This window comes from Streptococcus oralis (genome assembly GCF_016028255.1).
Classification (GTDB): domain Bacteria; phylum Bacillota; class Bacilli; order Lactobacillales; family Streptococcaceae; genus Streptococcus; species Streptococcus oralis_AC.
This window is the reverse complement of record NZ_CP065707.1, coordinates 1401497-1415195: the sequence shown is the minus strand read 5'-3', so window position 1 is coordinate 1415195 and position 13699 is coordinate 1401497. Positions and strand designations below refer to the sequence as shown.

General features: G+C 35.8%; 21 protein-coding genes. All 21 read right to left on the bottom strand.

Annotated elements, in window-relative coordinates:
* Positions 1-10: 10 nt before the first annotated feature.
* Positions 11-979 carry a thiamine pyrophosphate-dependent dehydrogenase E1 component subunit alpha gene (locus I6G42_RS06925; RefSeq protein WP_038805242.1) on the bottom strand — a complete coding sequence of 323 codons (969 nt, stop codon included), beginning with the start codon at positions 977-979 and terminating at the stop codon, positions 11-13.
* A 153-nt stretch (positions 980-1132) separates the two neighbouring features.
* A complete protein-coding gene (locus I6G42_RS06920; RefSeq protein WP_038805241.1) occupies positions 1133-2488 on the bottom strand; it encodes an MATE family efflux transporter in 1356 nt (451 codons plus the stop codon).
* 41 nt (positions 2489-2529) lie between these two features.
* Positions 2530-3798, bottom strand: coding sequence for a dihydroorotase (locus I6G42_RS06915; protein ID WP_038805240.1), 1269 nt, complete (start codon positions 3796-3798; stop codon positions 2530-2532).
* A 12-nt stretch (positions 3799-3810) separates the two neighbouring features.
* Entirely contained in the window at positions 3811-4275 is a 465-nt protein-coding gene (locus I6G42_RS06910; protein WP_001135752.1) for an NUDIX hydrolase, read from the bottom strand.
* 9 nt (positions 4276-4284) lie between these two features.
* Positions 4285-4938: a uracil-DNA glycosylase gene (locus I6G42_RS06905; RefSeq protein WP_038805239.1), complete on the bottom strand. Its 654-nt coding sequence runs from the start codon at positions 4936-4938 to the stop codon at positions 4285-4287.
* Positions 4939-4999: 61 nt separating this feature from the next.
* The gene (locus tag I6G42_RS06900; RefSeq protein ID WP_038805238.1) at positions 5000-5692 is read right to left on the bottom strand and encodes a YjjG family noncanonical pyrimidine nucleotidase; all 693 of its coding nucleotides are present in this window, start codon (positions 5690-5692) and stop codon (positions 5000-5002) included.
* A gap of 105 nt (positions 5693-5797) precedes the next feature.
* Positions 5798-6175, bottom strand: a complete 378-nt coding sequence (locus I6G42_RS06895) for a hypothetical protein (protein WP_038805237.1) — start codon at positions 6173-6175, stop codon at positions 5798-5800.
* Positions 6176-6244: 69 nt separating this feature from the next.
* The gene (locus I6G42_RS06890) at positions 6245-6670 is read right to left on the bottom strand and encodes a hypothetical protein (RefSeq protein WP_038805236.1); all 426 of its coding nucleotides are present in this window, start codon (positions 6668-6670) and stop codon (positions 6245-6247) included.
* A 37-nt stretch (positions 6671-6707) separates the two neighbouring features.
* On the bottom strand, positions 6708-7022 hold the full coding sequence (locus tag I6G42_RS06885; protein ID WP_227698184.1) for a hypothetical protein: 315 nt from the start codon (positions 7020-7022) through the stop codon (positions 6708-6710).
* The gene (locus I6G42_RS06880) at positions 7023-7361 is read right to left on the bottom strand and encodes an immunity protein Imm33 domain-containing protein (protein WP_050562301.1); all 339 of its coding nucleotides are present in this window, start codon (positions 7359-7361) and stop codon (positions 7023-7025) included.
* A gap of 143 nt (positions 7362-7504) precedes the next feature.
* The gene (locus tag I6G42_RS06875) at positions 7505-7732 is read right to left on the bottom strand and encodes a hypothetical protein (RefSeq protein WP_038805652.1); all 228 of its coding nucleotides are present in this window, start codon (positions 7730-7732) and stop codon (positions 7505-7507) included.
* A gap of 262 nt (positions 7733-7994) precedes the next feature.
* Entirely contained in the window at positions 7995-8636 is a 642-nt protein-coding gene (locus tag I6G42_RS06870) for an imm11 family protein (protein WP_038805235.1), read from the bottom strand.
* 148 nt (positions 8637-8784) lie between these two features.
* Positions 8785-9354, bottom strand: coding sequence for a hypothetical protein (locus I6G42_RS06865; RefSeq protein WP_050562299.1), 570 nt, complete (start codon positions 9352-9354; stop codon positions 8785-8787).
* A gap of 172 nt (positions 9355-9526) precedes the next feature.
* Positions 9527-9805 carry a hypothetical protein gene (locus tag I6G42_RS06860; RefSeq protein WP_227698183.1) on the bottom strand — a complete coding sequence of 93 codons (279 nt, stop codon included), beginning with the start codon at positions 9803-9805 and terminating at the stop codon, positions 9527-9529.
* Positions 9806-9926: 121 nt separating this feature from the next.
* A complete protein-coding gene (locus I6G42_RS06855) occupies positions 9927-10313 on the bottom strand; it encodes a barstar family protein (RefSeq protein ID WP_038805234.1) in 387 nt (128 codons plus the stop codon).
* An 85-nt stretch (positions 10314-10398) separates the two neighbouring features.
* The gene (locus I6G42_RS06850; RefSeq protein WP_050562298.1) at positions 10399-10824 is read right to left on the bottom strand and encodes a hypothetical protein; all 426 of its coding nucleotides are present in this window, start codon (positions 10822-10824) and stop codon (positions 10399-10401) included.
* A gap of 324 nt (positions 10825-11148) precedes the next feature.
* A complete protein-coding gene (locus I6G42_RS06845) occupies positions 11149-11571 on the bottom strand; it encodes an SMI1/KNR4 family protein (protein ID WP_038805233.1) in 423 nt (140 codons plus the stop codon).
* 117 nt (positions 11572-11688) lie between these two features.
* On the bottom strand, positions 11689-12006 hold the full coding sequence (gene imm40 / locus I6G42_RS06840) for an Imm40 family immunity protein (RefSeq protein ID WP_038805231.1): 318 nt from the start codon (positions 12004-12006) through the stop codon (positions 11689-11691).
* A gap of 210 nt (positions 12007-12216) precedes the next feature.
* Positions 12217-12534 carry a hypothetical protein gene (locus tag I6G42_RS06835; RefSeq protein ID WP_038805230.1) on the bottom strand — a complete coding sequence of 106 codons (318 nt, stop codon included), beginning with the start codon at positions 12532-12534 and terminating at the stop codon, positions 12217-12219.
* 19 nt (positions 12535-12553) lie between these two features.
* Positions 12554-12895, bottom strand: coding sequence for a hypothetical protein (locus tag I6G42_RS06830; protein ID WP_142358400.1), 342 nt, complete (start codon positions 12893-12895; stop codon positions 12554-12556).
* A gap of 185 nt (positions 12896-13080) precedes the next feature.
* Positions 13081-13500 (bottom strand): hypothetical protein, encoded by a 420-nt coding sequence (locus I6G42_RS06825; protein WP_038805227.1) that lies wholly within the window; start codon positions 13498-13500, stop codon positions 13081-13083.
* Positions 13501-13699 lie beyond the last annotated feature (199 nt).

Below are 13699 nucleotides of genomic sequence, written 5' to 3'. Positions count from 1 at the left end.
CTCTTTCTCCTTAGTCTACGTAAATATCTTCAAATGCGGATTCAAGTGGTGGGAATGGACTTTCTTCCGCAAATTTAACAGAAGTTTCTACCGCTTCCTTGACTTGCGATTGGATTTCTTCCAATTCTTCGGCACTCGCAATATTATTTTCAACGAGGTAGTTACGAAGGTTTTCGATTGGGTCTTTTTGTTTCCACAGTTCCACTTCTTCACGGGTACGATATTTACCAGGGTCAGATGATGAGTGACCAAGCCAGCGATAAGTTACACTTTCAATCAAGACTGGTCCATTTCCTCCGCGAACATGGTCTACGGCCTTCTTAAATCCTTCATAAACGTCGATGACGTTGTTGCCATCTTCGATAAACATTCCAGGAATACCATAAGCTGCGCTACGGTGATGGATATGTTCTACATTGGTCATTTTCTTGATATCCGCAGAGATACCATAACCGTTGTTAATGCAATAGAAAATGACTGGAAGTTTCCAGATAGAAGCCATGTTCACTGCTTCGTGGAAGACACCTTCGTTGGTCGCCCCATCTCCAAAGAAACAAACAACGATTTTTCCAGTATTCTGCATTTGCTGACTGAGGGCTGCACCGACAGCGATTCCCATACCACCACCTACGATACCATTGGCACCAAGGTTACCAGCATCCAGGTCGGCGATATGCATAGAACCACCTTTTCCTTTACAGGTTCCAGTGTATTTACCAAGGATTTCTGCCATCATTCCGTTAAGGTCAATCCCCTTAGCGATAGCTTGTCCGTGACCACGGTGGTTGGAAGTGATCAAATCATCTTCATTCAAAGCTAGCATAGCACCAACGTTTGCTGCTTCCTCACCAACCGAAAAGTGAGTCATACCAGGGACTTTTCCCTTTTTCACTAACTGAGCAATTTTTAAGTCCATGCGACGGATTTCTTCCATCTTACGGAACATCTCTAGCAAAAGATTCTTATCTAAAGTTGACATAATCTTGCCTTTCTAACTTTGTACTTACCTTACTATTTTACCTTTTTTAGTATACACTGTCAAAGTATATGACCGATAAAATTTCACAAGGTAAAAAAATAAATCCCCGTTTTAACAGGGATTTTCTTTAGTTAGATTATTTTTTCACAAAGTTTATTTGACATTGGAAACTTCAAATCTTTTCATAATTGTTTGCAAACGCCATTGATACAAACAACCAGAAACAATTAAGCTGACAATCAACCCAATCCAGTAGGCAAATGCTCCTAATTCAGTTACTTGATCTAGTAGGTAACCTAGAGGTATCGCTACTCCCCAGTAGCCGATTAAGCCAAGATAGAAAGGCACGACAGTATCCTTATACCCTCTTAAAATTCCCTGAAGCGGAGCCGCAAAGGTATCAGCTAACTGGAAAAAGAGACTGTAAGTTAGAAATACAGCAGTTGTTTCAATGAACTGAGGGGCATTTCCATATAAACTAGCTACACGATCTCTAAAAATGTAGAGAAAAGATAGGGTAAGACCTGCGAAAATGAGGGCTGTTACTCTCCCAAGACGAGCATAGGTTTTTGCATCCTCAAAACGTTTAGCCCCCACCTCGTAAGACACAACAATCGCCATAGCAGAGGAAATACTCATGGGAAAAGCGTACATGAGACTCGAAAAGTTCATAGCTGACTGGTGGCTGGCGATGATGAGCGATGAAAACTTAGCCATAATCAAACCAACGACTGAAAAAATGACGACCTCAGCAAAAACAGTTCCACCGATTGGTAAGCCCAAGCGAATTCCCTCCATAATTCTCTCTAAATTCAGAGGGGCACCTTGTTCTAAATGAAGTTCTTTTAGGTTTTTCTGCTTGACCAAGATGATGATGGAAATTCCCAGTAGACACCAATAAGCAAGTGAGGTTCCTAGCCCTGCTCCTGCTCCACCTAACTCTGGAAACCCAAAGGCACCGTAGATCAATAAATAGTTAAACCCACAATTTAAAGGTAGCAATAAGAGCATGAGGTACATGGATAGCTTGGTCAAACCGAGAGAATCAAGTAGCGATCGGATAACACTGAAAAGCAACAAGGGAATAATCCCGATAGAAAGGTACCAAAGATAGGAAACTGCAACTGCCGCTACTTGAGCTTCTAGTCCGATATGGTTTAAAACAGGGGGCGCAAAGAATACTACCATGCCAAGCAAAACCAAAGACAGTCCGAAAGCCAAATAGATAAATTGGAAAAAGTCAGATGCCACTTCGTTCTTTTTCCCCCGTCCCAGATGATGGCCTATAATGGGAACCATGGCCGAAACAATCCCTGTTAAAAAAGTAAAGAAAGGATTCCATAGACTCGTTGCAGTTGATACTCCCGCCAAGTCCATAGTATTGTACTGCCCCGTCATGGTTGTATCAACAAAAGAGGCAGAATAATTGGCAAACTGATAAATCAGGATAGGGAAAAATATCTTAAGAAATAAGACAAACTTGTCTTTAAATTGATGGGTTGGATACATATACGCTCTCTATTCTTATAGTTTGTAGAGCAGAGTCCCATCTAGTTTTGGTAGACGATTTGTCCCTTACAGATAGTATATTTGACCTGCCCTTTTAAGGTTTCGCCGATAAATGGAGAATTAGCTGATTTTGAAGCAAAGTTTGGACTAACAGTACGATTAGCCTTGTCATCAAAGATGGTGATATCCGCTGGACCATTTTCAGCTAAGTAGCCTGCTTCAAAGTTATAAAGCTTAGCTGGATTGACAGTCATTTTTTCTAGCAATTCCATTAAGCTTAGCTCACCAGCTTCCACCAAATAAGTCAAGCCGAGAGAAAGAGAGGTTTCCAAGCCAGTCATACCAGATGGTGCTTTAGTGATATCCTCTACATTTTTCTCATCTGCATGGTGGGGTGCGTGGTCTGTCGCAATCACAGTGATGACGCCTGACTTGAGGCCTTCAATCACAGCACGACGATCTGACTCCAAACGAAGCGGAGGATTCATTTTGGCATTACTACCTTGCGTCAAGAGGAGGGCCTCTGTCTTAGAGAAATGCTGTGGAGCTACTTCTGCGGTGACATGAGCTCCTAAGCCTTGGGCAAACTCCACTACCTTGACACTTTCCTCCTTAGATAAATGCTGGATGTGAACATGTGCCTTAGTTGCGTAGGCAATCATGACATCACGCGCAATCATGGCGTATTCTGCCACCCCTGTCGCACCACAGATCTTGAAGTGGTCTTTAGCGATGTTTTCGTTAAAGCCAAGAATCCCATTCAAGCCTGGATCTTCCTCGTGTAGACAAACAAAGGTGCCAAGTTTCTTAGCAGTCTCCAAGGCTTCTTTGAGAACCTTGCTACTTTCAAGTGGAATACCATCATCTGAAAAACCAACGGCACCGGCTTCTAAAAGTGCCTTAAAGTCGGTCAAATCTTGGCCATTAAAGTTCTTGGTAATAGTCGCAACCGTCTTGACATTGATCTTTTCTTTAGCAGCTGACTGGAGAACTTCTTGCAAAGTATCCACGTCTGAAATGGTTGGACTGGTATTAGCCATCATGACGACCGTTGTAAAACCACCTGCAGCGGCTGCTAGGGCACCAGTATGAATGTCTTCTTTATGAGTTTGACCAGGTTCACGGAAATGAACATGAATATCAACTAGTCCAGGCGCAACCACAAGCCCAGTAGCATCAATTAGCTCTGCTCCTTCTTCCTTAATTTCAGGCGCAATTTTGACAATTTTCCCATCTTGGACCAAAACATCACACACTTGATCCAAACCAGACTTGGGATCCATTACACGACCATTTTTGATTAGTAACATCTGCTTTCTCCTTTATTCATAGAAATCAACTTGAGTATCCAACAATTTATCCCCATCATAAACAAACTTGGCTGAAAAGAAGGGTTTGTCCTCTAAAAGCCACTCAACAAAGGTGTGATCACCCTCCCAAGTTGGCTTGCTCAAAACTTCATCATAGGGAACCCATTCTAGCGTCCCCTCATTGCAGTCAATCAAATCACCTTCAAACTCTGTCACCTTAAAAACATAGGTGTACCAGTCTAAATCTGGTGTGAATTCTGGAAAAGTGATAATGCCTTTTAGAACTGGCTTGGCTTTCAAACCCGTTTCCTCGAAGATTTCACGCGCTGCGCATTCCTGAGGTGTCTCCCCTCGCTCCAACTTACCACCCACACCAATCCATTTGCCTTCATGGACATCATTCAGCTTCTTATTACGATGCAGCATGAGCAGTTCTTTTCCGTTATCAATGTAGCAAATCGTCGCTAACTGAGGCATATTCTCTCCTTATCTAAGCCAATCAATTGGCACTTGTCCTGTCTCTTTTAAAAATGCATTAGCCTTGGAAAAAGGCTTGGAACCCCAAAATCCTCTATAAACCGATAAAGGACTAGGATGGGCTGATTCGATAATCAAGTGGTGAGGATTGGTAACCAAGGCCTTCTTCTTGCGTGCATAAGCACCCCAGAGTACAAAGACTACAGGTCTGTCGAGATTATTTACAACCCGAATCACAGCATCTGTAAATGGCTCCCATATCTGCCCAGCATGACCATTGGCCTGCCCAGCAGGAACCGTCAAGCAAGCATTGAGAAGTAAGACACCTTGCTCAGCCCAAGACGTTAAATCATGTGATTTCTTAACACTGATGTCATCTGACAATTCTTTCAAGATATTTTGCAAGGATGGCGGGGCTGGGATAGAGTCAGGTACAGAAAAACTCAAGCCCTGCGCCTGACCTGGCCCGTGATAGGGGTCTTGCCCTAGAATCACCACCTTCACTTCTTCAAGCGGTGTAGTCAAGAGAGCCTGAAAAACCTTTTCCTTAGGTGGATAAACAGTTCCTTGAGAATAGACCTGGTCCATAAACTGATTGATTTTCGCAAAATAACCCTCAGGTAATTGCTCCTTAATCAAAGCATGCCAAGATGAGTGTTGCATCGCCAACTCCTTCGTTTTTACTGCCTCTATTATAGCAAAAAGTGGCTATCTAAACCACTTTTTACAGTTTATCTAAACAATCCAGCAAGTCTTGATAAGAATGGGCTTCATAGGTCGGTTGGGCTTGTGTGTGATTTTCGAGGTGATGAGGGTTGTACCAGATAGTGTCAATCCCAGCATTATTGCCACCTTGAATGTCAGCAGTTAGGGAATCACCAATCATCAGCGTCTTTTCTTTGCTGAATCCTGCAATCTGCTGACCGAGTTTTTCATAGAATAGTGCATCAGGCTTTTGCGTTTGTAACTGTTCAGAGATAAAGACTTGATTGAAATAGGGAGCCAGACCAGATTGAGCCAAACGTCCTGTCTGAATGGCAGTAATGCCATTTGTCGCAGCATATAAGTCATAATCACGCTCGACGAGGCTGTCCAAGAGTTCATGAGCGCCCGAAAAAGTTTGTCCCTGCTGAGCGAGATAAAATTGGTAACGCTGTGCAAGTAATGTACCGTCTTTCTCCAGTCCAAAATGAGCAAATAAACGAGAAAAGCGCGTGTTAATCAGTTCTTGTTTACTGATTTTCTTTTGTTCCAAGTCCTTCCAGAGAGCCTTGTTCATAGGAACATAATAGTCTTTATAGGCTTGAATGTCCACAACTCCTTCTTCTTTTAGAAGTTGCGTCAGAGCCACATCCTCAGCAGTATCAAAATCAAGCAAGGTGTGGTCAAGGTCGAAGAGTAGAAATTTGTAGGGCAATTTAATGGTTTTCCTTTCTGAAAATTCATTAAGAATATTATAGCATAAATGAAACAGGTAGTTATCATAATCTGAATTGACTTAAAGGACTTATTCACCTTATTTTTATACTTTCTCCACTTTTACATCATTTTCAGATAGAATATCCACTAAATATTCTGTCGACATTATGAAATAGTGATGAAGCTTTTTATTAGCTATATTTGCAGAAGCGACCAAATCACCAAACTCTGTATTCTCGACGTCGTAGATATAGTTGGTCAGATAAAGTGGTCTGTTCTCTGCCAATCCTTGTTCCCAGTATTTATCTCTTAATTCTAAACTTTCCTGGACTGTTCGGAAAGCCCAGATCTTTGTAAAGGTAAATTTAAATTTTTCTGAATCTTCTAAGTAGGCAATTAGAGTATCACCATCTATATGTATCTCAATACCATAGTCGCCAAAAGGGATGAAGCCCGGTTTAATTTTCGTCCATTTTTCCATATCATTTCTCCAAGTTCTATTTTCCGATAATTGTACTACAGCGGTGTACATGTTTAATTAGCAAATTTTCTAGTATTGGCTGATATCTAATTTCAAATTTGCAGAAACAAGAATCTCCACTACACTATCTTGAGTTATGATTATATAATGTCGTGAATGCAAAGTTCCTAGATCATAATATGATGTGTATTCCAGTTTTCTCACTAATTGACTATTCTTGACTTCGTAAATGACATTTTGAAAATTATTTTTTTCAAATTTTGTAAACATCTCTTTATCTAGAATTGCAGATAAATACAATTCCCTGCTAAAGACTCGTGCTTCATCATAATAAATACATGATAATTTAAAACGGTTTTGCTCTCCAATCAGCCTAATTTCTTGACCATCTGACAAGTTTGTCAACAAGACTTTTAACTTATACTTATCTACGGGAATCAAACCTTTAAAGACTTCTACCCATTCTTCATTTTTAGTTTCCATATCTAATTTCATACTCAACTCCACTATTCCTTTTTATAAAATTAAACATCTACTTTCCATCTATTTCATTCGATACTTCAATAAGCAAATCTTGAAGTTCTTCTAAATCAAGATATAAGTTTCTAACACCTACAAGTAACCGAGAAAATGCTTGTCTATCTAATTGACGACTTTCGCTTAATGACTTAATTATTCTAAAATTTCCCTTCTCTATCCATTTTAAATGAAGAGGTAAATAATCATTTAAAATATCATCTATATTTTCTAAATTAGTAGAAGATATCTTGTTAAAGGTTTGGTTGTCATTTATTAAAGATAGACTTTTACTAATTCTTTTCAATTCTGTTTCTATCGTCACTTTCATCTATTTTCTTATCTGGTTGCTGCTACTGTCTTCGAGTTCAATTTTTCTTCCAGTATTTGTATCTATAAAATACCTCTGCTCACTTTCGTAAATAAGTGTAAGTTCTGTTCCGATAGGCATGTCGTAAATCAATAATACAGCAGGTTCAATTTCAACAATTGTACTCCAGTCGCATACTGACATATTTTCAGGATTTGATAAGTATTCTTCGGTATCTATTTCAGAAAGAAAGCGCCAGCCATTGTCTAGCTCATCCACGGCATCCTCACGAAATACCCATTTCAATTTTGCTTTATTTTCTAAAATATGATTAGAAACCACTGAGCCACCTAAATGCATTTTTACTTCCTTTCCAAAAACATTCGTTTTAAATACAGGCTCCAGTATACAAGTCCATATCTTACTATAGATCCATCTTGCAATTAAATTTTTCCGAGCCTACTCGGATTACTCTACCTGCTAGAACTCCGACACCAACACGATTAATAAACTTCGAGTTCATCCCATGCTTCACCCAATGTTTTACCATTGATTAATGCTGCAGATAAAAATTCCATTTGATTATAGAATACTCTATATTCTTTCTCAGAAACAGTGAAATATATCTCCCCAAAATCTTTTCGTTGGCTAATATAGAATTTTTTATCTTGATAATATATAACAAACTCTTCCCCATAAGATAACACTTCCTTAAAAAACTCATATGTCATTTCCTTACCTCCCAATAACTTTTCCCCGTCCGAATCATAAAATCTTCTAGTAAGTAAATCTCCTGTTTTTTTATCAATAATATCTAAGCTAGAATCTGGTCGACCTTCAAATAGTTCTGGATTATCGGGGAGCGGACATCGTATCAATCCTTTCAATAATAGGTGGTATTGGAATTAGCAACTCTCATTTTTATCCAATCTAGTTTAAGATTTCTATCATCATCAAAAATATAAAAGATAGTTTCCTTCATTTACTGGTCTCCTATATGCCCTGTTTTTCTATATATTCTTGTTCCTCATTATCTTCAGCAACTCTATAGAATGCAAAACCAGTCCACTTATGTTTCATAACCATTTGACTAAATTTATCTGATACATATATCACAGTAAAGTTTTTCGAAGCGCGAAAAACATCTACTCCTTGACACTTTAAGGAGTCTATTCTTTCTCCTTTGGGTTCGAAAAAATAAACATCGTATTTCTCATTATAACGGTATTTACTATTTTTCATATCAAATGCATCAATTACACAGAGCACATGTAAAACAAAATAATTTGTATTGATACTTCCAGTAGCCACATCAATTAATTTTACAGGATAAAATTCTAAATTGGGGTATTCTTTTTTTAGTATTTTTACTACATTCTTTCTAAATATAGGCCATGAATCAATATTACCTAAGTAATCACTTTCCTCTGTCACCTCCAATGAATTATAATAGAATTCTACATTTGGCCACGACTCTACTTTCTTTTCAGAATGTATTATTGTATGAAATCTACCTTTAGGATAATTTTCATATTCGATGTCATTGATATTATTACCATCCCCATAAATATAGCATTTCTTTTTTTCAATAACCTTGTCTACAAGATCCATATCATATTTTAATTGATAAAACATTAGTCTAAACCTTTCCAATAATTCGAGTAAAGCATTTTTTCATCTTGCAAATCTAATCCCATCTCAATAATCATCTTCGTTATATCGAACAGTTATTAAGGGACTAAAATCACCTTTTTAATTTTAGAATCTATCTGAACAAACTTACTCAATAAAAATTACTTGTCCAGAAAGGAACTTCTTTATATTTTTTTGAGTCAGATACAAGTCGCTTATGTCCGAATTCAATCTCAAAATAATCATACAAATCCATTCCATAATAGATAATATCTAAATCTACAATAGATAAAACGGGCATTTCCTTATTTTCAAATATTGGAAGAAAACGATGCCCATATAAAGGAATTAGAGGGGGAGCTGATTCTAGCATTTTTCTTATTTTCTTATTTTTCTCTTCTACCCTAGCAGGCTCTAGTCCCCAGGAAATATCCCAAACTATTTCATCGATACTTTCCAAAATTCCATTATAAGGACTCGCTAATCTTTCTTTTATAGCTGCTATGTTTTCAACTGAAAAATCTCTCCAGTTATAAAAACGTTCTGAAACAGGCAGTATATTTTGATAAAATTCCAACCACTGCTGGGGAAATTTTACATTATATATTTTCTCATTTTTTCTTACTTCCTCATCGCTTAAGCCTTGCTCTATCTGGATATTATTCTTAAGCAATAGCTTTTTAATCTTGTCTATTTTCATTTTTAAATCATTTTGCTTCATATCTATTTTCTATACTCTCATTTGAAAATTTTAGGTAGATGTTAATCTTGTCCTTTCTACACCTTCAATATTCCTCATAAATAACTTCGATATCTTTATCTGAAATATTAATATCAGATTCTAGTATAAAATGCTTAATATTATTTATTTCCTTATTCGTCAGAGACTCAGCTTAAAACTCAATAATGAAATCAATCATATCTTTATCTCCTGAAATGATAATGATAGCATCTTCAATATACTCTCCCAAAAATATTCGCTTCAAATGCAGATAGCCAGTTGAGGGAGTGGAGAAATATTCCTTCCAATTTATAGTCTCTGAATAGTCCATATCTACATTCTTATAGAAAAAGTGTGAATGGTCTATTTGATGACTAGTATCCAATAATTTCAACAATCTATCTATTACAACTAACTCGGTTATAACTATTCTCAGTTCAATACCTAACATAATCTCATTCCTATATAAATAATTTAAAGATTGGCCTAGTAGTCCGTATCTTGCTAGGGCTTCATCTCAGATTCTTCAAGTGCTGTATACTTGTACTTGTTTAAATCTCGATGAAGTGGCATTATTCAATGATATAAACATTAAATTTTTTTCTCTTACCACCAACTATGTATCTCTCAACACCTTCATTCCACCACAAAACAGTGTCAGATAAAATCTCTAAAAAAATATTTTTAGAAATTTCATCATTGATAAAAAGATACTTTGCATTATTTATAAAAATATTAATGTTGTCTGGGATTATATAATTAGGACGATCAAGACGATCAGCTAGTGCATCCCAATTACCATTTTGAAGGTCATCAATATTAAAACCTTCCGCTAATATCTGTACCGCATCTTTTTCACTCTGTACTGTTTTTCCATCAATATTTAGATAAAAATAACTAGAGAATTTGAACATTAAATATAGTTTCTCTAATTTTGTTATTTGTTTATATACATTCACCTTATTTTACCTTATAAATTGTTCTCAATGCTTAGTTATGTAATACAAACCAGTTTCTCGTTCTTTGATTCTTTGGATGATTTATCTATAAAACATCATTATCCTGCCAAAAGAAATGAGCACTCTTTAAATCAAGATGTTCTATCTGAATGTCACGACAAACAATTGTCATTTGCAACAAACCAATATCAACCATACACTTCACAAAATCAGGATTCTCCTCATAAATTTGTAAAGAAATTTCTTGACCATGATGATGTAATTCTCCTCTAGTCATGTTTTTAACGAGTTGATCTTTTCTCCACTGAATGTCTAAAGCATCATTGCTATACTCTACTTTTGCGCATACTAAAAACTTAATTTCCCAGTATTTTTCTTTGTTATGATAATCTTCTATGCACAAAGACACCTCATCTCCAAAATAGGATATCTTTAAATCTAGTATTCCCATTTCCCAATAATCTATTTCTTCGATCTCTTTTTGTTTGCTTTTTAAATCAAATCGTAACACGACTTCTCTCCTTAATATTTATATCTCAAATTTGTCTATCATTTTTATAGTAATATTATTTTCATAAAAGATCCAAACTTCTAGCAGTCTGCTTTTCAATTTCTGTATAGTTGCATAGTTTTTTACTCAGGAGATATTTAAGAGCCATGTATCTTTTGTCCTATGAAAGTATAGAAAGGCTTAATCTTCTTGTTTTTAAAGAATGAACATTTTGAACAGTTAATCTCGCTTTGTGTCATCCTGCTCATACTATAAATCTATCAAAACCATCCTTCCTCGAGAGTTATATATATGATTCTATTGCATCTGAATAGGTTATTAATACTACTCGTCTATTCTTTTTAGTAGAAATTCTATAAAATTATATGCATAGTATTCTCCATCTTTAAAAACAGGTAATTCATTGGTCAGACCGTCCTGATTTTGAAAATAGAACATGCCATCACCACATTCACAAATAACTAATTGCTCAGAATTACTGAACCCTTCTTTTCGATTCAGCTCGTTTATATAAACAAGATCTCCTCCTACAACAGTATCAAAATCTAATCCATAAATACTGAATATTTCTTCTCCATAAATCTCTCCCCCCATATAATTTTTCAGCCACCACTTATATGTTTCAGGAAAAGTAAAATTTAATCTTTTCTCAGCTTTTATAATCCATTCATCAGAAATCCCCTTTCCAAATGGTGCAAAATCTACACCCTCGCTAGAAGCAATCTTTTTCTTCAATTCATCAATCATTTTTCACCTCATTTAATCCACAACATCTCTAGTTCTATTTTCTCAATAATTTCCTATCCTACTTATATTTATGATTTCTATTTACACTGAGCAATTCTTTTTGACTATCAATTCCATCTATGCTGAAGTAACTACTGTAAAATAAAAATGTTTTCCATTACTATCTATATACTGGTTGATATAATCTTTTGCTACAAAAATTGACTGGAGTAAGTCGCTATCATTATTTTTAGGAGAATAATACCAGCTATCATAAGTCAATTCAAATCCTTCATCTCCTTCTATATAGACATCGCCACCAAGAATCATAAACTTTTTCGTCTCTATCCAGTCTATATAGGCCAACATATCTTTATACGTGTATGCATAACTTGCAACACCCAATTCTGCTAGCGACTGACCTCTATTTTCAAAATTAAATTTACCTAGTTCCATATGATCGGACTCCTACTTTTTTATTTTTAGAAAGATAAGAAAAACAATCGATTTCATATTTTTCATCTCCAATCTCCTTATCAAGCCATGTACTAGCTCCTACTATCATATCATACATCCTTCTTAAGAAATTATGATATGATTAGAAGGCAATCCAGATAAGTCTGTCAGAGATTTTAAATGGAGAACAGGAATTGATTGAGCATTCTGTTATAAGATAAACTTTTTGAATAATTCTGGAATTCCACCTTCCTGTGTAAATAAAGTCTTTACAGCAAAATCATTATCGCAAAAAACAACTTCTTGAAAGTCATTATCAATTCTCCACTCAATATCCGTATAAGGAATATTATCATTTTCTACATTAACGATTTCAAACCAACCTATGGCCATTCCATAAAAAATAATCTCTTCCAATATCTGAGTTGAATATCCTTTGTTTCTAATAAAAAATGAAAATAAAGTCGAAATGATAGCATCTTCTTCCGCTATTGATAGTAGTAGTTCTCTTAAATCCTCAACAGTCATTCTTATCTACCTCATCAAATTAATAGAATTCGAGCTCCCAAAAGGTGCTGTCATCTATTTCTAACCTTACTAAAAAATCTTCCGTATCCGTTTCTATAGCATCAAATTCAACAGGAGTTGTAGAGGAAACTAATATTAAGTTATTTATATCCTCTATTTCCTTTGAAAATTTTAAAAGCTCGTCCCAACTCATTTGATAGCCATATTTTGAATTTAAGACCAGATCTTCAAATTCTGACATAGTCAGATTATTCGGTGCTTTTCCAATGGCATCAAATTCAAAAATATACCATTTAGCATTATTAGATGGGATATTGGAAAGAATCTCAAAAAAAGAAATCTTTTTATTATATTTTGACATATTCCCACTTATTTTCATGGTATTTTCAACTCACTTTCTTCTAGTCTTTTGTGATACCATCAATTTCCAACTCATTCATCAAGGATATCTTGCATATATTTTATCAAAATTGCTTGGATATATGGCTTTACTCATCTCTATTTTTAGCAGGCACTTGATGCTTGCTGAGATGATATCCTATTTTATTAGCACCAAAAGAAGTTCTGTTCTCTGACTAAAACCTTAGAGACTTGAATTTCTTGGCACACAATCTTAATTAACATACTTGATAAAGTAATTGTAGCTTGTATCATATCATTTTTCTCTTCGATAAGTCTAATGTCATGTACAGTGTGAGACATGAGATTTTCAAAAGGAATATCTTTCATATTGAAATTTCTTGTTCTAGCCTCACTTTCCCAACATGTCCAACCAGCATCCGTCTCATAGTCAACCTTAAAACAACGGTAGAAAACTATCTCCCAGCAATACTGATCCGATTTGCCATTTTCAATCTCGATATAGAGTTTACATTCGTCCCCGAAAAATGAAGCTCTAAAGTCTAATGCGTAGGAATCCCAGTACTTCGTACTGTCAATCTGTTCCTGTATTTTTAAAATATTCATTTCCTCTCTCCTTTATTTTATGAAAAGGCAATAGTTTTCTTTATCATTTTTGTACTCAATGATAGCGTCATCACCAAGATACAACACATAAAAACGGCAAACCATTAGGTTCCTGTAGCCGTTTCATTATTTTTATTTTTCATTCGATATATTTTTTATTTCATACAATACTACTATGTCTATGAGCAGTTCAGCTACT

Bases quoted from the DNA above. Each gene is read 5' to 3' on its own strand.
- I6G42_RS06925 (WP_038805242.1), bottom strand. From the start codon at position 979: ATGTCAACTTTAGATAAGAATCTTTTGCTAGAGATGTTCCGTAAGATG.
- I6G42_RS06920 (WP_038805241.1), bottom strand. From the start codon at position 2,488: ATGTATCCAACCCATCAATTTAAAGACAAGTTTGTCTTATTTCTTAAG.
- I6G42_RS06915 (WP_038805240.1), bottom strand. From the start codon at position 3,798: ATGTTACTAATCAAAAATGGTCGTGTAATGGATCCCAAGTCTGGTTTG.
- I6G42_RS06910 (WP_001135752.1), bottom strand. From the start codon at position 4,275: ATGCCTCAGTTAGCGACGATTTGCTACATTGATAACGGAAAAGAACTG.
- I6G42_RS06905 (WP_038805239.1), bottom strand. From the start codon at position 4,938: ATGCAACACTCATCTTGGCATGCTTTGATTAAGGAGCAATTACCTGAG.
- I6G42_RS06895 (WP_038805237.1), bottom strand. From the start codon at position 6,175: ATGGAAAAATGGACGAAAATTAAACCGGGCTTCATCCCTTTTGGCGAC.
- I6G42_RS06890 (WP_038805236.1), bottom strand. From the start codon at position 6,670: ATGAAATTAGATATGGAAACTAAAAATGAAGAATGGGTAGAAGTCTTT.
- I6G42_RS06885 (WP_227698184.1), bottom strand. From the start codon at position 7,022: ATGAAAGTGACGATAGAAACAGAATTGAAAAGAATTAGTAAAAGTCTA.
- I6G42_RS06880 (WP_050562301.1), bottom strand. From the start codon at position 7,361: ATGCATTTAGGTGGCTCAGTGGTTTCTAATCATATTTTAGAAAATAAA.
- I6G42_RS06875 (WP_038805652.1), bottom strand. From the start codon at position 7,732: ATGACATATGAGTTTTTTAAGGAAGTGTTATCTTATGGGGAAGAGTTT.
- I6G42_RS06870 (WP_038805235.1), bottom strand. From the start codon at position 8,636: ATGTTTTATCAATTAAAATATGATATGGATCTTGTAGACAAGGTTATT.
- I6G42_RS06865 (WP_050562299.1), bottom strand. From the start codon at position 9,354: ATGAAGCAAAATGATTTAAAAATGAAAATAGACAAGATTAAAAAGCTA.
- I6G42_RS06860 (WP_227698183.1), bottom strand. From the start codon at position 9,805: ATGTTAGGTATTGAACTGAGAATAGTTATAACCGAGTTAGTTGTAATA.
- I6G42_RS06845 (WP_038805233.1), bottom strand. From the start codon at position 11,571: ATGATTGATGAATTGAAGAAAAAGATTGCTTCTAGCGAGGGTGTAGAT.
- imm40 (WP_038805231.1), bottom strand. From the start codon at position 12,006: ATGGAACTAGGTAAATTTAATTTTGAAAATAGAGGTCAGTCGCTAGCA.
- I6G42_RS06835 (WP_038805230.1), bottom strand. From the start codon at position 12,534: ATGACTGTTGAGGATTTAAGAGAACTACTACTATCAATAGCGGAAGAA.
- I6G42_RS06830 (WP_142358400.1), bottom strand. From the start codon at position 12,895: ATGTCAAAATATAATAAAAAGATTTCTTTTTTTGAGATTCTTTCCAAT.
- I6G42_RS06825 (WP_038805227.1), bottom strand. From the start codon at position 13,500: ATGAATATTTTAAAAATACAGGAACAGATTGACAGTACGAAGTACTGG.